The organism is Streptomyces sp. NPDC048643 (genome assembly GCF_040650615.1).
In the GTDB taxonomy this organism is placed as follows: Bacteria; Actinomycetota; Actinomycetes; order Streptomycetales; family Streptomycetaceae; genus Streptomyces.
In genome coordinates, this window is the sequence record NZ_JBEZHO010000013.1 from 55063 (window position 1) to 74239 (window position 19177).

Below are 19177 nucleotides of genomic sequence, written 5' to 3' on the forward strand. Positions count from 1 at the left end.
TGCACAGCCTGAAGAGGCCGGTCCCACGCCCGCGGAAATAGAATCGGCGTTAGCACAGAGATCGCGCAGATCGCACAGCAGGCAAGGGCTACACCGGCCGCCACCGTGCAGGAGGTCCGCAATGGCGACGCTGCTGTCCGTCAACGTAGGGATGCCGAAAGACGTCGCATGGCAGGGACGGACCGTCCACACCGGTGTCTGGAAGGCGCCCGTGGAGGGCCCGCGACTGGTGCGGCGGCTGAACATCGAGGGGGACGGTCAGGGCGACCTGGCCGGTCACGGCGGCGAGATGCGGGCCGTACTGGTCTACCAGTTGCAGTCCTACCAGTACTGGCAGAAACAGCTCGGTCGTGACGACCTGACGTTCGGGAACTTCGGAGAGAACTTCACGGTCGACGGCCTGCCCGACGACGACGTCTGCATCGGCGACCGCTACCGCATCGGCGACGCCGAATTCGAGGTGACCCAGCCCCGCGTCACCTGCTACCGCGTCGGCATGCGCCTGGGCGAACCCACCATGCCGTCGCTCCTGGTCGCCCATCATCGCCCCGGCTTCTACCTTCGCGTCCTCACCGAGGGACACGTCCAGGCGGGCGACGACATCACGCTGATCAGCAGAGGTCCGGAACGACTCAGCGTCGCCGACACCGACGCGCTCCTCTACCTCCCCGACCGCGATGCCGACCAACTGCGCAAGGCGCTGAACGTCCCCGCCCTCAGCCCCGGATGGCAGCAGTCCTTCCGCGAGCTCTCGGGCGCCTCGTCCCCGCCCCAGCAGGATCCGGGGTGGCCCGGCTTCAAGCTCATGCGCGTCGCCCGTATCGCCCCCGAGACCCCCGCGGTGTCGTCGATCTACCTGAACACCACCGACGGGACCCCTCTGCCCAGGGCCCGGGCGGGCCAGTACCTCTCCATCCGTCTCGGCATCGACGGCGCGGCCCCGGTGGTGCGCAGCTACTCACTGTCCTCCGCGCCGGGCGCGGACGCCTACCGCATCAGCGTGAAACACGAACCCCGCGGGCAGGTCAGCACCTACCTCAACGCCGGTCTGCACCCCGACGACCTCGTGGAGATCGCCAGCCCGCGAGGAACGTTCGTCCTCGACGAGGGCTCCGGGCCGATCGTCCTCGCCTCCGCCGGCATCGGCGCCACCCCCGTGGTGGCCATGCTGCACCAGCTCGCGGCGGCACGAGGCTCCCGCCCGGTCTGGTGGATCCACGTCGCGCACGACCGGGCCCACCACGCCTTCGCGGACGAGACGCACGCCCTCCTGGCACAGCTCTCCGCGGCCCACGAATACGTCTTCTACACGGCCCCGGACGAACCGGCCGCGCCCGCGGACGAGCCGTACATCCGGCGGGGACGCCCGACCGCCGACTCCTTCGCGGCCATGGGCATCCCCGCCGACGCCGACGCCTACCTCTGTGGACCGACGGTCTTCATGGACTCCTTCGGCGCCGGCCTGCGGGACCACGGTCTTCGTCCCGAGCGGATCCACACCGAGGAGTTCAGTACGCTCGCGGCCATCAATCCGGGCATCACGTCCGCGCCGACGGTCGAGCCACACCAGCCGCTCGGCCCGAAGGGCACCGGCCCGCTCGTCTCCTTCGCCCGCAGCGGCATCAGCGTCCCCTGGTCGCAGGCCCGGGCGTCACTTCTCGAACTCGCCGAGGCGTGCGACGTGAGCGTCCGCTGGTCCTGCCGTACGGGCGTCTGCCACACCTGCGTCACCCAGCTCATCTCGGGCGACGTCAGGTACACCACTCCGCCCCTCGAACTGCCCGAGGCGGGCACGGTCCTCATCTGCTGCAGCGAACCAGCGGACGAGATCGTTCTCGACCTCTAGTTCCTACGCCGGAGACATCGACGATCCGTCAGGGAACGCGGCGCCGACCGCTACGCGGCCAACCTCTCGTCCGCCTGCGTGGCGCCCACACGACCGGCGCTGTACCGCTCCAGCAGGGCGTCCGCCGTACGCAGGGCCTGCTCGGCCGTCCGAGCCCCGGTCATCACGCACAGCGTGTACGTGGCGTCGTCGAGCGCGCGGCTGGTACGACCGGTGGGGCGCACATCGTGCTCGATGCGTACCTCGGCAAACCGGGCCAGCACGGCGCGCAGTTCCCTCTCCGCCGGAAGGATCATGGTTCTCCCTCTCCCCCTGAACAGCTCGCGAGGCGGCCGACCGCCGTCACGAGAACCAGGCCACTTGTAAGGCGTCCGACACCGCTCCTGGCACGGAGTGTCATCACGCAGCTCTTCAAGTGCCCGGCGTCGAGAGGTCTACGCCACCGCTTTTCGGCCAAGAGTTTCGAGACGTGCACGAAGCAGACAGCCCGGGTCGCACTCTCGAACCGGCCGGGAGCAGCACCCTGGCGCCGTCAGTGGTTCTCCTCGTCGGCGAAGTCCGGGAGTTCGGTGGAGAGCAGCTCTTCGGCGCCCTTGTCGAGGAGTGTCTGCATCCGGGTGGAACGAGGCAGCATCGTGGCCTCATAGGCGTGGATCGCTTTGTCGATGGTGCCGTTCTTCGCGATGGAGAGCGCCAGTTCGCAGGCGTCCAGCATGGCGAGATTGACGCCGACACCGAGCGGCGGCATGAGGTGGGCCGCGTCGCCGAGCAGGGTGACCGTCGGATTGTGCTCCCAGGTGTGGGGAACCGGCAGCGCGAGGATGGGACGGTCGACGTAGAGGCCGTCGTTGTCGGTGAGCAGGTGGCGCAGTCGGGGCGACCAGCCACGGTAACGGTCCAGGAGGAGGGCGCGGATGCCGTCCGTGTCCTGGATGGTCAGGCCGGCGGCGGTGATCCAGTCGGCGGGCACGCGCTGGATGATGTAGACGCGGATGTGGTCGCCGCTGTTGCGCTGGGCGAACAGGCCGCGATCGCCGTCGGCTGCGGCCGCGCCGCCCTGGCCGACGAGTTCGGCGATGTCGGCGTGCCGCCTCTCGACGTCGTGGAACCAGGCTTCGAGGAAGCTGACGCCGCTGTACCGGGGGACCGCCGGGGAGATGGCGCGGCGCACCTTGGACCATGCGCCGTCGGCCCCGATGACGAGGTCGGCCTCGATCGTCGTGCCGTCGGCGAAGTGCAGCTGTCGTGGGCCGTCCGCGGGACCGTCGACCGACCGCAGCGTGTGGCCCCACCGCACGGTGTCGGGCTTGAGGGAGTCGAGGAGAAGGTCGCGCAACTGTCCGCGGTCGATCTCCGGTTTGAACCGGTCGCCCGCTTCGGGGGTGTGGTGGAAGAGGATCGTCCCGTCCGAGTCCATCTGACGCATCTCCTGGCCCTCGGGTCGGGACAGGCGGAAGAACTCGTCCAAGAGGCCGGCTTCGCGCAGGGCGATCTGGCCGTTGTCCTCGTGCAGGTCGAGCGTGCCGCCCTGGTTCCGGGCCTCGGGTCCGCTCTCGTGGTCGTGGACGGTGGCCGAGATGCCGTGCTGCTGAAGAATCCGTGCGCAGGTCAGGCCGCCGGGACCGGCGCCGATGATGGCGATGCGGGGAGTCGGGATGGTGTTCATGATCGTGCTCCGTTCGTCTCACCCGGCGCAGTGGCGCCAGGCGTGCTGGGCAGTGACGTCCCTCCGGTCATGCGACGAGGGAGGAGGATGCGGGGCGCGCCGACCGGCGGGCCGCTGCTCCAGAAGAGCACACCGACTCACTAAGTGCAACCGTTTCACTTTTGAAGTCGGTCCACTTGGAGGTAGGGTCAGAGGCATGCCGGAGACAGACACCTCCCCCACCGCCGCTCCGATCGGGCGCCGCGAGCGCAAGAAGGCCGCCACGCGTCAGGCCATCGCGGACGCCGCCCTGCGCCTCTTCCTCGCACGCGGATACGACGACGTCGGCATCCGCGAGATCGCCGATGCCGCCGACGTGTCCACCACCACCCTGTTCAAGCACTTCCCGGTAAAGGAAGCGCTGGTCTTCGACGAGGAAGCCGACCAGGAGACCCGACTGCTCTCCGCCGTACGCGACCGCCCCGCGGGCCGGTCGATCCCGGCGGCCCTGTGCGAGCACGCACTGCGCCTCCGCCTGGCCACAGCGGACGGCGACGCCGAGTTCACCGCGTTCCTCGACCTCGTCGACAACACGCCGGCCCTACGGGACTACGTCCAGTCCATGTGGCTGCGTCACGCCGACGCCTTGGCCCAGGTCATCGCCGAGGAGAGCGGCCTGCCCGCCGGCGACCCCGCGTGCACCGCCATGGCCCACTTCGCCCTCGAAGCCCCCCGGGCGGCCCACGGCCGGGACGACCCCCGCGCGGCCATCAGGCGCGCGTTCGCCCTGCTGGAGAACGGCTGGACGGCCATCGACTCCGGCAGCCGGCAAGGCGCTTCAGACGTTCAGGCTCCGACAGGCCCGGCCGACTGAGGACGCCTCACGTGAACTCGCCTACGGGCCGACCCTCTTGCGACCCGCCGGGGCGGCGCGCCCCCGGGCGCCGTCGCCGAGTCCGCCCGGCGGCAGGGCGGTCAGCCGAGTTGGGACAGGCCCTTCTGCAGGTCCTCCGCGTTCATGACGGGAGCGAGTTCGAGCCGGGCGCCGAGGTTCATGAAGAACGGCTCGGCGATCAACGGGATTTCGCTGGTGTCCTGCATGTCGAAGACCATGAAGCAGGCCCGGTTGCCGTCGATGGTGGTGAAGTAGGTCGCCTCCGGCTTGGGGTGCTCCATCGTCTCCCGCATCAGCTCCGCGAGCTTGCCGCTGCTGATCAGCTCGTTGGCCTTCTCCGTGTCCATGGTCGCCCTGAGCATGACGCGCATCGCACTCACCTTCTCGCCTGGTCGACGCACGCGTAGGCACATCAACGTGCACTTTCAGGCTAGGCCGCCCGTCACTCGCGCGCCCCTTCGACCGTGGGGGTCCTGTCGGCCTGTCCGCACTCAGGGCCTGACCATGCGGTCCTGTTCCACCAGGGGCGCGCCGTCGTGCCAGGGCAGCACCTTGCCGAAGCGGACCAGTTCGCCGTACAGGCTGGGATCCACCCGCTCGGCAAGGACCAGGTCGAGTACGGCTCCGGCCGCCTGGGCGGGCGACTGGGCCTGGCTGTAGTCGCTGAACCAGGGGCGCGAGGTCGCGGTGTCGACCATGCCGGGGCACACCGCCGCGAGCAGGATCCCGGCCGCGAGGTCACGCTCCCGGCGCTCGGCCGCGACACCTCGGACAGCCGCGACCTGGGCCACCTTCGAGGGCACGTTCAGCCAGACCGGCCAGCCGGCCTCGTGGGCCGTCCCGGCGTGGATCGCACTGCGCCAGGACTCGACGGCGTACTCGACCTGGTCGAGGCTCGCGCCGTCGAACAGGGGGTGCAGCCGCGGGTCGAGGTGACCGAGCGTGCCCAGGCCGCTGGCCACCACGAGCAGCCGGCCGCCCGGACGCAGGACCGGGGTGAAGGAACGCAGGATCGCGTGCGTGGCGGTATTGGACACGTCGATGAACTCGTCGGCCCGTTCGGCCTGCGACTCCTCGGGCAGTACACGGGCGACCGCGTTGGAGAGCACGACGTCGACCCCGCCGTAGCGGGCCCGCAGGTCGTCGGCGAGGCGGACTACGGCGTCGGTGTCCGTGACGTCCAGGACCAGCCCCTCCACACGGGCGCGGGTACCGGGAAGCTCTGCGACCTCGCGGGCGGCGTCCGTCACGCGCCGGCTGTCGCGGCCGGTGAGCAGGACCAGGTCGTCGGGGTCGGTGCGGGCGGCCAGTCCTTCGACGAGGGCTCGGCCGAGTCCTTGGTTGGCGCCGGTGACGAGGGCGATGCGAGAAGCGTTCATGCCTCAACGCTAGAAACCCGCGCTCCATGAGTCCAACGAAAGTTGAGCATGGCTAGTATGCGTGAACGTCATGGACTTCACGGATGTGTCACTCACCGCACTGCGGGTCTTCCGCGCGGTGGCCGAGCAGGGAACCTTCACCTCGGCCGCCGCGTCGCTGGGCTACACCCAGTCGGCCGTGTCCCGGCAGATCGCCGCGATCGAGCGGGCCGCCGACGCCGAACTGCTGGAGCGGCGGCGTGACGGCGTCCGCCTCACCGCGGCCGGCCGCATCGTCCTGCGCCGTGCGACGGTCGTGCTCGACGAGATCGAGGCGACCGCCCGGGAGTTGTCTGGTCTGCCCGAGCAGGCGGGGACGGTCCGCCTGGGGTGGCTCCCCAGCGCCGGAGCAGTCCTGCTGCCGCTGGCATTGACCGCGCTGCGGCGCACGGACCCGGGGCTGCACGTGGTCGGCCGGGAGGGCACCACCCCCTCGTTGGTACGTGCCGTGCGGGCCGGCAGCCTGGATCTGGCCCTGCTCGCCTCCGCCCCGCCGTTCCGCCCGCCGGACACCGAGTCGCCGCCCCTGGCGGTGCAGACGCTCACCGAGCGCCCGCTGTGTCTGGCGGTGCCCGCCACGCACCCGCTCGCTCGGGCCGACGCCGTCGACGTCGCCGACCTGCGCGGTCAGCGGTGGATCGCGGGCTCCTCGTCGGGAGAGGACCGGCTCCTCGGCGTGTGGCCGGGCCTGGACGAGCGGCCCGACATCGCCCACACCGCCCGCGACTGGCTGGCCAAGCTCCAGCTCGTGGCCGCCGGGTTCGGCCTGACAACCGTGCCCGCCACCCTCGCCGCCGCCGCGCCGCCGGGAGTCCGCGTGCTCCCCGTACGCGGAGGGCCCCAGGAGACGCGGCGGCTGTTCCTGGCCCGTCTCCCCCAGCCGCCGACCGACCCGGTCACCCGGGTGGCGGCCGCCCTGCGTGCGGCGGCCCTGGAGGCAGACGCTCCCGCCCCTTCATTGCCGCCCTCATGACGACGTCACGCGGCCTGCGCGGCGCTCCCGACCGAGGCCGCGGGCCCGCGAGGGCCGCCCGTCAGTGATTCTGCTGCTTGCCCCGGTTCTCGAACTCCCGCCGGACCCCGGCACCGTCATCCACGACCAGTCCGGCGCTGTCCGGTATCTCCAGCACCTTCGAACAGTGCTCGCACAGCATCGGACCGCTCGTGGACGGGATCGCCGGCCTGCTCCCGCAAGCCCGGCAGACGCCCGTCTCTCGTACATCCATTGCTGCACTCCCTTCGCGTGGGCGAGGCGGCGGCTCCGCTCGTCCGCAGGTCGGGTTCCCCGAAGCGCCGTCCCTACCCACGTGGCGCCCGCTGAGGGGCCGGACCGGGAGACCCGTCGACGTGCGAGCTTCCCGCTCCTGCCACCGGCCGCGGACGGAGGACTGGCGTGCGGCTTCCTGGGAACCACACAAAGCACGCACTGAACGCAGATCCGCACGGATCACGCACGACCGGGCCGAGAGGTGAACGATGGACGAGGCTCAGAGATCGTTGCTGGACGGACTGACGGTCGACGAGAGCAGTCCCGAGCAGCCCGTCCTCCTGGACGAGGCAGGCCGGCCGATCGCGACGTGGCAGGAGAACTACCCCTACGACCGCAGGGTCCGCCGCAAGGAGTACGAGCGGCAGAAACGGATCCTGCAGATCGAGATGCTCAAGCTGCAGCGCTGGGCCAGGGACACCGGCGCTCGGGTGATCGTCGTCTGCGAGGGGCGTGACGCGGCGGGCAAAGGAGGGACGATCCAGCGTTTCACAGAACGGCTCAACCCTCGCAGCGCACGCATCGTCGCCCTGGACAGGCCCACCGAACGAGAAGCCGGCCAGTGGTACTTCCAGCGCTATGCCACGCATCTGCCGGCACCGGGCGAGCTCGTCTTCTTCGACCGGTCCTGGTACAACCGCGCCGGGGTCGAGCGCGTCATGGGGTACTGCACGAACGACCAGTACGACCTGTTCCTCCGGCAGTGTCCCGCCTTCGAGGCGATGCTCGTCGAGGACGGGATCGTCCTGGTGAAGTTCTGGTTCTCCGTCTCCCGCGCCGAGCAGCGCACCCGCTTCGCCATCCGTCAGGTGGACCCGGTCCGGCAGTGGAAGTTGTCCCCGACCGACCTCGACTCCCTGGATCGCTGGGACGACTACACCCTCGCGAAGATCGAGATGTTCCGCGCCACGGACACCGAGCACGCCCCGTGGACCGTCGTGAAGAGCAACGACAAGCGCCGCGCCCGTCTCGAGTCCATGCGCAGCCTCCTCGCCCGCGTCGACTACACCAACAAGGACACCGACGCGGTGGGAACGCCGGACCCGCGCATCATCGGTCCGGCCGACACCCTCCTCGAACCCGGCGAGGAGGACACCACGCTCTCCCCCACGCCCCTGGCCCGTCACGCCGACGGACCGGGACAGCACCCCGCGGCCGACTGACACGCCCCGGATGCGGCAAGGGCGACGGCTCACGCGCCGCCCGACCGCACCCGTTCCCTCGCCGTCCTCAGTGCCAACGGCGTCGCCGCCGCCCAGGCCTGAGGGGAGCAGCTGTGGGGGTAGGGGACGGGACGCGGGGTGGTGGAGCGGTCGTAGCCCGCGATGACCTCGGGGAGGCGGTGGCCGTGGTGGGCGGCCGCGGTGATGAGGCCTTCGGTCACGGTGTCGAGTTCGCGGGCCAGTCCGTAGCGTGCGAGGCCCAGGGCGATCACGGCGTTGTCATGGGGCCAGGCGCTGCCGCGGTGGTAGGAGAGCGGGTGGTACGGCTTCTGGTCCGCGGCGAGGGTGCGGATCGCCCATCCGGAGAAGAAGTCGGGTTCCAGCAGGCGTCGGCCCACGCGATGAGCCCGGGGGGTGTCGAGGATGCCCGACCACAGGAGGTGGCCGGCGTCCGACGCCAGTGCGTCGGCCTGGCGGCCGTCGCCGTCGAGCGCGAGGGCCGGGAAGTCCGCCTCGGGCATCCAGAAGTCGGTGTGGAAGCGGTCGCGCAGCTCGGCGGCGGTCTTGCCGAGGCGCTCCGCGAGAGGCTCGTCCTGCCATACGTCGCGAGCGAGTCGGGCGGTGCGCAGCAGCGCGTCGTAGGCGTAGCCCTGGGCTTCGGAGACGGCGATGGGGCCCTGTGCCTGAGTGCCGTCGGCGAAGCAGACGGCACCTTCGGAGTCTTTCCAGTTCTGGTTGACCAGACCGCCGGGATCCGGCTGGTAGACCAGGTACCCGTGGGTGTCCAGGCCGCCGTCGGTGTGCATCCACTCCACCGCCCGGCGGGCGTGGTTCTCCAGTCGGCGGGAAAGGGAGGCGTCGCCGGTCGCCTCGTAGTGGGCGTGCAGGAGGACGAGGAAGAGTGGGGTGGCGTCGACCGCGCCGTAGTACCGGCCGTACGGGACCTGGCGGAAGTGGGCGAGTTCTCCGTGGCGGGTTTCGTGCACGATGCGGCCCGGCTGCTCGCCGCTGAAGGCGTCGTGGCGGCGGCCCTGCGTGGCGGCGAGGGCGCTGAGGGTGGCGGCTGCCGTGTCCGGGCGGTACGGCAGCAGGAAGTACGAGGTCAGCAGGGAGTCCCGGCCGAAGAGGGTGAGGAACCAGGGAATGCCCGCCGCGGGGACGTGGACCGTCTCGCCGTCCACGCCGGGGGCGGAGATGGTCAGCAGGTCGATGTCGGCGAGTCCCCGCTCACAGGTGCGCGAGAGATCGTCGGCCGCCGCGTCGGCATCGGACCGGGATGCGGAGGAGGTCGAGTGCCGTGGCGCGGCCGGTGGTTGGGGTGGCATGCCGTGGGGATGGGCGCGCACGGTCAGGTGGAGTTCGGCCTGCCCGTGCGGTTCGAGGGGCAGGTTCCAGCGCAGGGCCTTGGCGGTGGAGGGGCCCTCGCCCTTCGCGGATTCCGTGGCGTCCGGTGCGGGGCGGCAGGTGAGTGCGGTGTGCGACTGCCAGTCGGCTCGCCGGTAGGTGAACAGCGCGCCGGTGTCGGTGGCGGCCGAGTGGCGCTCGGCGTCGGGCTTCGGGTAGCGCCGGTCGTCGGCCCGCAGCTCGAAGAGGTCGGCGAAGTCGGCGTCCACGACGAGTTCCAGGACCGCTGTCACCGCGTCGGGGCGGTTGCTGACCAGCCGTACGTGTTCGGTGAACACACCTGCGGACACGCTCTGTTGACGGAAGACGGTGTACGCGGCCGGCTGGTCCCGCGTTCCGGCAGGGGTGAGGACGCACGAGGCCGTGTCGTCGTCCTGCACCTCGGCCGGCACCAGGATGCCGGGGGCGTTGCCGTCGACCGTGAGCTGCCAGCGGCTGAGGTGGCGGGCGTCGCGCAGGAACAGGCCGTCGGGCAGGGTGCCGCGGGTCGCGTTGATGCCGCCGTCGGCGTCGAGGTGGGCGAAGGTGGCGTCGCGTACGAGCTGTACGTGGTGGCCGGCCGTGGTCACGGACGGGGCTCCTTGGGGTCGGCGGCGTCGGCGTCGTCGGCGCACAGGAGGTCGAGGGTGAGGGCGGCGGTCCACGAGAAGTGGCGGGCGCCGCGGGCCTCGCCGCTGAGAGGGTCGATGTACTCGGCGAATCCGGTGCGTCCGGCGTCCGCGAGGAATCCCTGGCGCAGCCGTGCGGCGTCGCCGTGGAGTCCGTGGGTGCGCAGTCCCCGCTCGACGAGCCAGGCGGTGTTGAACCAGGCCGGACCGCGCCAGTAGCGGTGCGGGGCGAAGGCGTGCCCGGTGAGGTCGTAGCTGGGGATCAGGCGGGTGGCGGGCGAGGTGAAGTGCGGGCCGTGGAGCGCGCCGCTCAGTCGCCGGACGATCTCGGGTGGCAGTCCGGGAATGATCAGCGGGACGAGCCCGGTGATGCTCCGCTCGTCGACCAGGCTCCTGTCGCCGAGGTCGCGGACCCGGAAGATGCCCGTGGTGTCGTCCCACAGCCGGTCGACGAGATGCCGGGTGAGGCGGTCCGCCCGTTCCTTGTGCGGGTCGCCGGGCAGACCCAGTTCGCGGGCGGATTCGGCGAGGGCGAGTTCGCTGACGACGAGGAGCGCGTTGAAGGCAGGGTCCTCGACGGCGAAGCGGTGCTCCGCGGCAGCGTCGTCGTATCCGGCGTCGCGGTAGTCGGTGGCCAGCCTCACGTAGCGGCCGTAGTCGAGGTCGGTGGGCCGGTCGGCCGGCTGGCCGTGGTCGAGGTCGGCGCGCCGGAAGGTGTCGGGTGGCGTCGGTTCGACGCGACCGAGGGCCCGGTCCCAGGCGGGGCTGTTGTCCATCCCCGGCTCCCAGGGGTGGACCACGGACACCAGTCCGTCGCCGCCGAGGTCGCGGCGGGTGAGCAGGTAGTCGTGCCAGGCGACGAGTCGGGGGTGGACCCGGGCGAGGAAGCCGCGGCGGCGGGATTCGGCGGGATCCGCGCAGTGCACGAGCCAGGCCGCCAGGGCGTGGACCGGCGGCTGGACGATGCCGGAGGTCTCCCGGTTCACCGGGGCTCCGGCAGCGCCTCCGGCACGGGAGGAGCGCCAGAAGTCGGGGCTGGGGAAGTACGCGTCGGCCGGCACGGCGTCGTTGAAGACGATGTGCGGGACGCGGCCGTCGGCCCACTGCGCGGCGAGCAGGGACTCCAGTTCCTGCTGGGCCCGGCGCGCCGACAGGTGGCGCAGCCCGATCGCGATGAAGGCGGAGTCCCAGCTCCACTGGTGGGGGTAGAGGGTGCGGGAGGGGACGGTGGAGGTGCCGGTCCAGTTGTCGAGGAGGACCCGCGCCGCGCCGCGCCGCAGGGTCAGGGCTGCGGCTGCGGCGGGCGCGGGCCGGTCCAGCAGGGTGTTCACGCGCCGGACCTCTGGAGGAAGGCGGGAACGGAGCGGACGGCCTCCACGGGGTCGCCGGTGAGGCGGCACTCGGCGGCGAGGTAGCCCTCGTAGCCGATGGTGTGCAGGGCGCCGAGCCAGGCGGGCCAGTCGAGGTGGCCGGCGCCGGGCTGGAAGCGGTTGGAGTCGGAGACCTGGGCGTGTCCGATCCATTCGGCGTGGGCGAGGATCGCGGCCGCGGGGTCCGCCTCCTCGATGTTCATGTGGTAGCTGTCGATGCCGATCCTCACGGAGTCGAGGCCGGTCGCGCGGATCAGGTCGGCGGCCTGTTCCAGCCGGTTGACCATGTGGTCCTCGTACCGGTTGAGCGGTTCGAGGAAGAGGGTGACGCCTTCCTTGCGGGCGTGTTCTCCCAGTTCGGTCAGCCCGGTCAGGAGCACCTCCCGGTCCTGCTCCTCGGTGCGCGGCGGTTCGAAGGGAGGGAGCCGGCGGGAGAACATGCCGTAGGAGGCGGGGGTCTGCGCGCCGATGCCACCGATCTCGGCGATCACGGTGAGCTGGGACTTCATCTGGGCGATGGCGTCGCGGCGTACGTCCTCGTCGAAGGCTCCGAAGAAGTGGAGCATCTCGACGCACACCGTCGGCATGACCACCCCGTCCTTGCGGGCCCGCTTCAGTTCGTCGAGGCGGGAGGCGAAGTGGAAGTCGCCCTTGGCGCGCAGTTCGACGGCGTCGTATCCGGCCTGCTGGGCGAACTCCCATTTGGCCTGCAGGGTGTCTCCGGGCAGGAGCTGTTCCTGGGCGGCGGTCTTGAGCATGGGGAAGGGCCTTTCAGAATTCCAGGACGACCTGCAGCGCCTCGGCAGGACGCTCGTCGAGCAGGACGTACGCGTCGGCCGCGTCGGCGGCCGGGATGACGTGGCTGACCAGGGAGGCGACGTCGACCTGATCCTCGGCGACGAGCCGGAGGAAGGTCTGCTGGAGGCGTTCGACACTCCAGCGTCCCGCCAACTGCGGTGGGACGCCGCCGATCTGGGAGCAGATGAGCTGCACGCGGTTGTGGTGGAACTCGTCGCCGAGGCGCAGACCGACGCCGTCGCCCTGGTAGAAGCCGGAGGCGACGACGCGGCCGCCGACGGTGACCGAGCGCAGCGCCTCGTGCAGGGCGGGGTAGACGCCGCTGATCTCGATGGCGAGGTCGGCGCCGGAACCTGCGGTGGCCTCGCGGATGCGCTCGGCGACGTTGTCGGTGCGGGCGTTGAGCGTGTGGTGCGCGCCGTAGGCCTTGGCGGTCTCCAGGCGTCCGTCGAGGGCGTCGACCGCCGTGACGCGGGCGCCGTTGAGCTGGGCGAGGCGCGTGGCGAGCAGGCCGATGACGCCCTGGCCGAAGACGGCGACGTCCTCGCCGAGGTGGATGTCGCCGGCCAGGACGGCGTTGTAGGCGATGGCGCCCACCCGGGCGAAGGCTCCGGCCAGCGTGTCCAGCCCGGCCGGGAGCGTGTGGCCGATCATGCGCTCGACGGGGACGATGCCCTCGCTGCGGTGTCCCCAGATGCCCCACACGAGGTCGCCGGGGCGCGGCAGACCGGGCGTGCCGGTGAGTTCGGGCGACACCTCGACGACCTCGCCGACCTCCGAGTAGCCCCAGCCGGCCACCGGGTATTCGATGCCGGCCGCTCCGTCGCGGAACAGGCGGGCCTCGGGGTCCCAGGTGCGGGTCAGGTACGGGTTGGTGCCGCGGTAGGCGGTGAGCTCGGTGCCGGCGGAGATGCCCGAGTAGCGGGTGCGGACTCTCACATGTCCGGGCGGCAGGTCGACGCGGGGCTGCTCGACCACCTCCACCTGACGTGGGCCGGTGAACTGAACGACGCGTTCCACGGATGACTCCGGAAGGTTGCGGGTGGCGGGTTGAGATGACAATAACCGGAACTTATGTCTTGTCAACAAGCAAAACTAATGCTGAGATGCGTGCTCAGTAGACGTAAGTGGAACGAGGACACGCAATGCTCAGCAAGCACCTGCGGTCGAAGGTGACCGCGGTCGGCGTCACGTCAACCCTGGGGCTCGGGCTGCTCACCGGCTGTTCCGGAAGCACCGGGCCCGGCGCACCGGACCGGGAGATCACGGTCTGGTCCCAGGAGAACCTGCCGGACCGCGTCGCCGCGACGCAGAAGATCGTCGACGGGTTCGAGAAACGGACCGGGATCAAGGTCCATCTCGTCGGCGTCGACGAGGGCCAGATGCCCCAGCTCATCATGGCGGCCGCCGCCGCCGGCAAACTGCCCGACGTCATCGGTGCGGCGCCCATGGGCCAGGTCTGGCAGATGTACACCAACGGCCTGCTGAACACCGACATCCCGAAGAAGATCGTCAGCGGGCTCGGGCAGAAGACCTTCAACGCCAACGCCCTGGATCTGACCTCCGACGGCGCCACGCGCCTCGGAGTCCCGTCCGACGCCTGGCTCCAGCTGATGGTCTACCGCAAGGACCAGTTCGACGAGAAACACCTGCCCGCACCCGACACCTACGGCCGCACCCTGAACGCCGCCAAGGCCCTCACCGGCAAGGGCCACGACGGCATGTCCGCGGCCACCGACCCCTCCGACGTCTTCACGTCCCAGAGCTTCGAGAGCGTCGCCCTGGCCAACGACTGCCAACTCGTCGACGACCAGCACGAGATCGCCCTCGCCTCACCCCGGTGCGAGAAGGCCTTCGACACCTACGACCGGCTCGCCCGCACCTACGGAGCCCCCGGCACCCAGACCGTCGACTCCACCCGCGCCACCTACTTCGCCGGGCGCTCCTCCATGGTCATCTGGTCCTCCTTCCTGCTCGACGAGCTGGCCGGACTCCGCAAGGACGCCCTGCCGAGCTGTCCCCAGTGCAAGAAGGACTCCGGATACCTCGCCCGCAACAGCGGCATCGTCACCGCGCTGAAGGGGCCCGACGCCGCCGAGGCCGCCCAGTTCGGCGAGGTCACCTCCTGGGTCACCACCAAGACCGCGGAGACCGCCGCCTCCCGCGAGTTCATCGAGTACATGATGGGCTCCGGTTACGAGTCCTGGTTCGGCATGTCGCCCGAGGGCAAGATCCCCGTCCGGCACGGCACCGCCGAGGAGCCGAACCGCTACATCGACGCCTGGCGCCACAGTGACATCGGTGTCGACACCCGCAAGCCGTTCGACCAGGTCTACCCCGCGACCCTTCTCAACCAACTCGCCGCCGGGGTCAGCAACATGCGCCGCTGGGGAATCTCCCAGGGCGAAGGAGCCCTCGTCGGCGCCACCAACGGCGAACTGCCCGTACCCAAGGCCATCGGTGAGATGACCGGCGGACAGACCTCGCCCCGCCAGGCGGCCCGCGAGGCCGACGACGAAGTCGCCGCCCTCAAGAAGTCCCTTCAGTAGCCGCCCGCCTGCACGTAACGAAGGTCTCCCCATGACTACAGCCCCCTCCGACGCAAAGCAGCGCCGGAACCCCGACACGCGGCCGGCGCCGCAGCCCGCCGCGCCCCGACGCCGCCCGATGACCGCGAGCCGCCGCACCAACCGGGCCGGCCTCGCGTTCGTCTCGCCCACCTTCCTCGTGGTCCTCGTCGTGGTCGTCCTGCCCATCCTGTGGACCGTCCTCCTGGCCTTCCAGCACGCCAAGTTGGTCGACATCCAGGGCATGGGCCTCTTCGGCCACTGGACCCTCGGCAACTTCACGCAGGTCTTCGACTCCGCGGGATTCTGGTCGAGCCTGACGACCACGCTCATCTACACCGTCGGCGCCACCTTCGGCTCCATCCTGCTGGGGCTGATCGCCGCCCTCGCCCTGCGCACACCCTTCCGCGGACGTGGACTCCTGCGCGCCGCGATGCTGCTGCCCTACTGCGCCCCCGTCGTCGCCGTGGCGTTCGTCTGGGAGGTCGCGCTCAGTCCGCAGTACGGCATCGTCAACGACTGGGGCCGGCGCCTGTTCGGCTGGGACGACCCCATCGCCTTCCTGTCCACGCGGTCCTACGAAGTCCACCTGCTGGGCGTCCACTTCGACATCCCGCTCGCCCTGCTGACCGTCATCGCCTTCGAGTGCTGGCGCTACTTCCCCTTCGCGTTCCTCTTCATCCTCGCCCGCCTCCAGGCGATCCCCGACAGCCTCGAAGAGGCGGCCAAGGTCGACGGTGCCACCCCCACCCAGCGCTTCCGCCATGTCCTGCTGCCGCAGTTGATGCCCGTGATCGCCCTGCTCTGCGTGCTGCGGTTCATCCTCACCTTCAACAAGTTCGACGACGTCTACCTGCTGACCGGCGGCGGCGCGGGCACGGACGTGGCGGGCGTCCGCGTCTACGACTTCCTCACCGCCCGCTACGACGTGGGAGCCGCGGCCGCCCAGGCACTCGTCCTGGCCGCCGCCCTGGTGATCCTGCTCGGCTTCTACTTCAAGTTCTTCGGCAACAAGGTCCAGGAGGAATCGTGACCCCCAAGGCCACTCTGACCAGGGCCCAGTTCGAGGAGAAGTTCTTCGGCGTCCTGCGCTGGTTCGTCATCGCGTTCCTCGTGGTGATCACCGTGCTGCCCTTCTACTACATGCTGATGCTGTCGGTGAAGCCCATCGACGCCCTGCTGCTCGACCCGGGCTCCCTGTGGGTCCCGGCCAAGGACTTCACGCTGTCGACCTACCACGACGTGCTCAAGTCCACCGACGACGGAGGCCAGGGCTTCCTGAAGTTCCTGCTCAACTCCGCACTCGTGTCCCTGGCCACGGTCGTCCTCACCCTGCTCGCCGCCGTCCCCGGCGCCTACGCCGTCAGCCGCCTGAAGTTCTTCGGCCACCGGCAGGTGAGCGCCCTCTTCCTGGCCGTCTACCTCTTCCCGTCCACCCTGCTGGCCGTTCCTCTCTTCGTCGTCTTCGCCAAGATGGGACTGTCGTCGAGCCTCATCGGCCTGGCCATCGTCTACGTCGCGCAGACCGTGCCGGTGTCCATCTACATGCTGAAGAACTACCTCGTCACCATCCCGTACTCCATCGAGGAAGCGGCCGCCCTGGACGGCTGCAGCCGGCTCCAGACCGTCCGCAAGGTGATCCTGCCGCTGGCCCTGCCCTCGCTGATGGCGACCGGGCTGTACGTCTTCATGATCGCCTGGAACGAGTTCCTCTTCGCGCTGCTGTTCCTGGCCGCCGCTCCCGACCAGTGGACCGTCTCCCTCGGACTGGCCCAGCTGTCCAACGGAATCGAGGTGCCCAAGACCGTACTCATGGCCGGTTCCGTGGTGTTGACCATTCCCGTGGTACTTCTGTTCTTCGCCGCCGAGCGCCTCCTCACCGAAGGCCTCACCAGCGGCGCCGACAAGAGCTGAGTCATGGGGGACTTCACGATGACGCCGAACCAGGTCAGCGCGGGCGAGCTGCTCCAGCTCATCCGCGGCGGCCGCGCCAACACCCGCGCCGACCTGCAGCGCGCCACCGGCCTGTCCCGCTCCACCATCGGTCAACGCCTCGACCTGCTCAACCGCGCGGGCTGGCTGCGGCACAGCACCGGTACCTCCACCGGTGGCCGTCCCTCCCACCAGATCGTCTTCGACCCCACGCACGCCTCGGTCATCGCCGTGGACCTGGAGACCCGGCACGCCCGCGCCGCCGTCCTGGACCTCGCGGGCACGATCCTCGCCGAACACACCGGGCCCCTGGACATCACCGACGGACCCGACGAGGTTCTGGACCAGCTGTCCTCGTGGTTCCCCGACCTGATCGCCGCCGCCGGCACCGAGGCGAACCACATCTGCGGAATCGGACTGTCCGTCCCCGGCCCGGTCGACTGGGAGACCGGCCGGGTGGTCGAGCCGCCGATCATGCCGGGCTGGGACCAGTACCCCGTCCGCGAACGGCTCCAGAAGGCCTACGCCCAGCACGTCGGCGTCAGCGCGGAGGACGGGCCCGTGCCCGTCTTCGTGGACAACGACGCCAACCTCATGGCGCTCGCCGAGCACCAGGCCAACCACCAGGACTGCTCGGCCTTCGTCCTCATCAAGGCGTCCACCGGCATCGGCGCCGGTGTCGTCATCGGCAACCAGGTCTTCCGGGGTGTCGACGGGGGCGCCGGCGACATCGGCCACATCCGCCTGCACGACCGACCCGACGCGCTGTGCATGTGCGGTTCCTACGGCTGTCTGGCGGCCGTCGCCAGCGGTCGAGCACTGGCCCGCGACCTCACCGAACTCGGCCTCCAGCCCACTTCCGGCTCGGACGTCCGGCGCCTTCTCGCCGAGGGGCAGCCCGACGCGATCCGGCTGGCCCGGGACGCGGGACGCCGGGCCGGCGAGGTCCTGGTGACCGTCGTCGCCCTCCTCAACCCGGGAGTCCTCATGCTCGCCGGTGACCTCTCCGGCGTCCCCTTCATGACCGGAGTACGCGAACTCCTCTACCAGCGCGCCATGCCCCGTACGACCGCCAACCTCCAGGTCGTCACCTCCCGGCTGGGCGATCACGCGGGCCTCATCGGCGCCGCTTCCATGGTGGTCGAGATCCTCTACTCCGCCGACCGCGCCGACACGCGTCTCGCCCGCCTCACGCTGTGACGCCCGGCCGCACCGCACCGACCGAAGGAAAGAACGAACGTGACCACTGACCTCCCCGCCTGGACGCACGCCCCCGTCGAGGTCGGGCTGGTGGGAGCCGGCCCCTGGGCCCGGGCCATGCACGCCCGCGTCCTCGCCGCCGGGCCCGAGACCCGGCTCGGCGCCGTCTGGGCGCGCCGCCCGGAGGCGGCACGGGAGACCGCCACCCCCTACGGCGCCCATGTCGCCACCGATTTCGAGGAACTCCTCGACCGCTGCGAAGCCGTGGCCTTCGCGGTACCCCCCGCCGTCCAGGCGGAGCTCGCCCCACTGGCGGCGAAGCGGGGGAAGGCCCTCCTCCTGGAGAAGCCGCTGGGACCCGACCTGTCGGCGGCCCGCCGCGTGGCGGACGCCGTCGCCGAAGCGGGAGTCGTATCCCAGCTCGTCCTCACCAAGCGCTACCACCCCGCCACCCGCGACTTCCTCCAGCAGGCACGGTCACTCGACGTCCTCGGAGCCCGGTCCTGCTATCTCCACGGCGCCTTCCTCGGCGGGGAGTTCGCCACCGGCTGGCGTCTGGAGCACGGCGCCCTCCTCGACCTCGGCCCCCACCTGCTCGACCTTCTGGACACCGCGATCGCCCCCATCACGGGCATCCGCAGCACGGGCGACGCACGCCGCTGGACCGAACTCACCGTCGAACACGCCAACGGCGCCGTCAGCCAGGCCACCCTCTCCGGTTCGGTCCAGGTGCCGCGCGCCATCACCCGCGTCGAACTCTTCGGCCCCGCGGCACCTTTGGTCTACGACACCGCCACGATCGACCACGAGGAGGCGTGGCCCGTGCTCCGCAGGGAGTTCGCCACCGCGGTACGCACGGGCATCGCCTCCGAACTCGACGCCCAGCGCGGCCTCTACCTGCAAACGCTGCTGACCGAGGCCCACCGCAACAGGACCGACGCGGCCCAGGACTCCCCTCCGGCGGGGACGGCGCGCCGACAGTAAGAGGCACCGGGCTTCCCCAACTGGCGGAACTCGGGCCGTATCGCGCCGACGGTGCGCGCACCCTGCATCTCCGCGGCGAT

General features: G+C 70.6%; 18 protein-coding genes. 9 read left to right on the top strand and 9 right to left on the bottom strand.

Annotation, left to right across the window (positions count from 1 at the left end):
- Positions 1 to 121 precede the first annotated feature (121 nt).
- Positions 122 to 1846 carry an MOSC and FAD-binding oxidoreductase domain-containing protein gene (locus tag AB0C62_RS15585; protein WP_362973317.1) on the top strand — a complete coding sequence of 575 codons (1725 nt, stop codon included), beginning with the start codon at positions 122 to 124 and terminating at the stop codon, positions 1844 to 1846.
- 50 nt (positions 1847 to 1896) lie between these two features.
- Here AB0C62_RS15585 and AB0C62_RS15590 read toward each other — a convergent pair whose 3' ends face one another.
- Together AB0C62_RS15590 and AB0C62_RS15595 are read right to left on the bottom strand one after the other, a co-directional pair.
- A complete protein-coding gene (locus tag AB0C62_RS15590) occupies positions 1897 to 2142 on the bottom strand; it encodes a DUF5133 domain-containing protein (RefSeq protein WP_362973319.1) in 246 nt (81 codons plus the stop codon).
- Between the two features lie 236 nt (positions 2143 to 2378).
- Positions 2379 to 3512, bottom strand: a complete 1134-nt coding sequence (locus tag AB0C62_RS15595; protein WP_362973321.1) for an NAD(P)/FAD-dependent oxidoreductase — start codon at positions 3510 to 3512, stop codon at positions 2379 to 2381.
- A gap of 196 nt (positions 3513 to 3708) precedes the next feature.
- Between AB0C62_RS15595 and AB0C62_RS15600 the strand changes: the two genes are divergently transcribed.
- Complete coding sequence (locus AB0C62_RS15600; RefSeq protein ID WP_362973323.1) at positions 3709 to 4365, top strand: TetR family transcriptional regulator; 657 nt, start codon at positions 3709 to 3711, stop codon at positions 4363 to 4365.
- Positions 4366 to 4466: 101 nt separating this feature from the next.
- On the opposite strand, the gene AB0C62_RS15605 is transcribed toward AB0C62_RS15600, so the two are convergent.
- A complete protein-coding gene (locus AB0C62_RS15605; protein WP_362973325.1) occupies positions 4467 to 4757 on the bottom strand; it encodes a DUF3303 family protein in 291 nt (96 codons plus the stop codon).
- Between the two features lie 120 nt (positions 4758 to 4877).
- Positions 4878 to 5765: an SDR family NAD(P)-dependent oxidoreductase gene (locus AB0C62_RS15610; RefSeq protein ID WP_362973327.1), complete on the bottom strand. Its 888-nt coding sequence runs from the start codon at positions 5763 to 5765 to the stop codon at positions 4878 to 4880.
- 70 nt (positions 5766 to 5835) lie between these two features.
- On the opposite strand from AB0C62_RS15610, the gene AB0C62_RS15615 reads away from it, so the two are divergent.
- The gene (locus tag AB0C62_RS15615; protein WP_362973329.1) at positions 5836 to 6777 is read left to right on the top strand and encodes a LysR family transcriptional regulator; all 942 of its coding nucleotides are present in this window, start codon (positions 5836 to 5838) and stop codon (positions 6775 to 6777) included.
- Between the two features lie 61 nt (positions 6778 to 6838).
- Here the strand turns inward: AB0C62_RS15615 and AB0C62_RS15620 are convergent, their stop codons facing one another.
- Positions 6839 to 7030 (bottom strand): hypothetical protein, encoded by a 192-nt coding sequence (locus AB0C62_RS15620; protein WP_362973331.1) that lies wholly within the window; start codon positions 7028 to 7030, stop codon positions 6839 to 6841.
- Positions 7031 to 7280: 250 nt separating this feature from the next.
- Between AB0C62_RS15620 and ppk2 the strand changes: the two genes are divergently transcribed.
- A complete protein-coding gene (gene ppk2 / locus AB0C62_RS15625; RefSeq protein WP_362973333.1) occupies positions 7281 to 8234 on the top strand; it encodes a polyphosphate kinase 2 in 954 nt (317 codons plus the stop codon).
- Between the two features lie 29 nt (positions 8235 to 8263).
- On the opposite strand, the gene AB0C62_RS15630 is transcribed toward ppk2, so the two are convergent.
- The 4 genes from AB0C62_RS15630 to AB0C62_RS15645 are packed head-to-tail and all read right to left on the bottom strand — an operon-like array spanning position 8264 to position 13434.
- Complete coding sequence (locus AB0C62_RS15630) at positions 8264 to 10207, bottom strand: glycogen debranching N-terminal domain-containing protein (protein ID WP_362973335.1); 1944 nt, start codon at positions 10205 to 10207, stop codon at positions 8264 to 8266.
- Entirely contained in the window at positions 10204 to 11577 is a 1374-nt protein-coding gene (locus AB0C62_RS15635; protein WP_362973337.1) for a hypothetical protein, read from the bottom strand. The genes AB0C62_RS15630 and AB0C62_RS15635 overlap by 4 nt, the downstream gene beginning before the upstream one ends.
- Positions 11574 to 12374, bottom strand: a complete 801-nt coding sequence (locus AB0C62_RS15640; protein ID WP_362973339.1) for a sugar phosphate isomerase/epimerase family protein — start codon at positions 12372 to 12374, stop codon at positions 11574 to 11576. Before AB0C62_RS15640 ends, AB0C62_RS15635 begins: the two co-directional genes overlap by 4 nt.
- A 13-nt stretch (positions 12375 to 12387) precedes the next feature.
- Entirely contained in the window at positions 12388 to 13434 is a 1047-nt protein-coding gene (locus tag AB0C62_RS15645; RefSeq protein WP_362973341.1) for a zinc-binding alcohol dehydrogenase, read from the bottom strand.
- Between the two features lie 125 nt (positions 13435 to 13559).
- Between AB0C62_RS15645 and AB0C62_RS15650 the strand changes: the two genes are divergently transcribed.
- Genes AB0C62_RS15650 through AB0C62_RS15670 form a run of 5 tightly spaced genes read left to right on the top strand, consistent with a single transcriptional unit; the run spans position 13560 to position 19097 of the window.
- Complete coding sequence (locus AB0C62_RS15650) at positions 13560 to 14963, top strand: extracellular solute-binding protein (protein WP_362973343.1); 1404 nt, start codon at positions 13560 to 13562, stop codon at positions 14961 to 14963.
- A gap of 31 nt (positions 14964 to 14994) precedes the next feature.
- Complete coding sequence (locus AB0C62_RS15655) at positions 14995 to 16014, top strand: sugar ABC transporter permease (protein ID WP_362973345.1); 1020 nt, start codon at positions 14995 to 14997, stop codon at positions 16012 to 16014.
- Entirely contained in the window at positions 16011 to 16895 is an 885-nt protein-coding gene (locus AB0C62_RS15660) for a carbohydrate ABC transporter permease (RefSeq protein WP_362973347.1), read from the top strand. The genes AB0C62_RS15655 and AB0C62_RS15660 overlap by 4 nt, the downstream gene beginning before the upstream one ends.
- A gap of 3 nt (positions 16896 to 16898) precedes the next feature.
- Positions 16899 to 18113 carry an ROK family protein gene (locus AB0C62_RS15665; protein WP_362973349.1) on the top strand — a complete coding sequence of 405 codons (1215 nt, stop codon included), beginning with the start codon at positions 16899 to 16901 and terminating at the stop codon, positions 18111 to 18113.
- A gap of 39 nt (positions 18114 to 18152) precedes the next feature.
- Positions 18153 to 19097: a Gfo/Idh/MocA family oxidoreductase gene (locus tag AB0C62_RS15670; protein ID WP_362973351.1), complete on the top strand. Its 945-nt coding sequence runs from the start codon at positions 18153 to 18155 to the stop codon at positions 19095 to 19097.
- Positions 19098 to 19177 lie beyond the last annotated feature (80 nt).

Bases quoted from the DNA above. Each gene is read 5' to 3' on its own strand.
- AB0C62_RS15585 (WP_362973317.1), top strand. From the start codon at position 122: ATGGCGACGCTGCTGTCCGTCAACGTAGGGATGCCGAAAGACGTCGCA.
- AB0C62_RS15590 (WP_362973319.1), bottom strand. From the start codon at position 2,142: ATGATCCTTCCGGCGGAGAGGGAACTGCGCGCCGTGCTGGCCCGGTTT.
- AB0C62_RS15595 (WP_362973321.1), bottom strand. From the start codon at position 3,512: ATGAACACCATCCCGACTCCCCGCATCGCCATCATCGGCGCCGGTCCC.
- AB0C62_RS15600 (WP_362973323.1), top strand. From the start codon at position 3,709: ATGCCGGAGACAGACACCTCCCCCACCGCCGCTCCGATCGGGCGCCGC.
- AB0C62_RS15605 (WP_362973325.1), bottom strand. From the start codon at position 4,757: ATGCGCGTCATGCTCAGGGCGACCATGGACACGGAGAAGGCCAACGAG.
- AB0C62_RS15610 (WP_362973327.1), bottom strand. From the start codon at position 5,765: ATGAACGCTTCTCGCATCGCCCTCGTCACCGGCGCCAACCAAGGACTC.
- AB0C62_RS15615 (WP_362973329.1), top strand. From the start codon at position 5,836: ATGGACTTCACGGATGTGTCACTCACCGCACTGCGGGTCTTCCGCGCG.
- AB0C62_RS15620 (WP_362973331.1), bottom strand. From the start codon at position 7,030: ATGGATGTACGAGAGACGGGCGTCTGCCGGGCTTGCGGGAGCAGGCCG.
- ppk2 (WP_362973333.1), top strand. From the start codon at position 7,281: ATGGACGAGGCTCAGAGATCGTTGCTGGACGGACTGACGGTCGACGAG.
- AB0C62_RS15640 (WP_362973339.1), bottom strand. From the start codon at position 12,374: ATGCTCAAGACCGCCGCCCAGGAACAGCTCCTGCCCGGAGACACCCTG.
- AB0C62_RS15650 (WP_362973343.1), top strand. From the start codon at position 13,560: ATGCTCAGCAAGCACCTGCGGTCGAAGGTGACCGCGGTCGGCGTCACG.
- AB0C62_RS15655 (WP_362973345.1), top strand. From the start codon at position 14,995: ATGACTACAGCCCCCTCCGACGCAAAGCAGCGCCGGAACCCCGACACG.
- AB0C62_RS15665 (WP_362973349.1), top strand. From the start codon at position 16,899: ATGGGGGACTTCACGATGACGCCGAACCAGGTCAGCGCGGGCGAGCTG.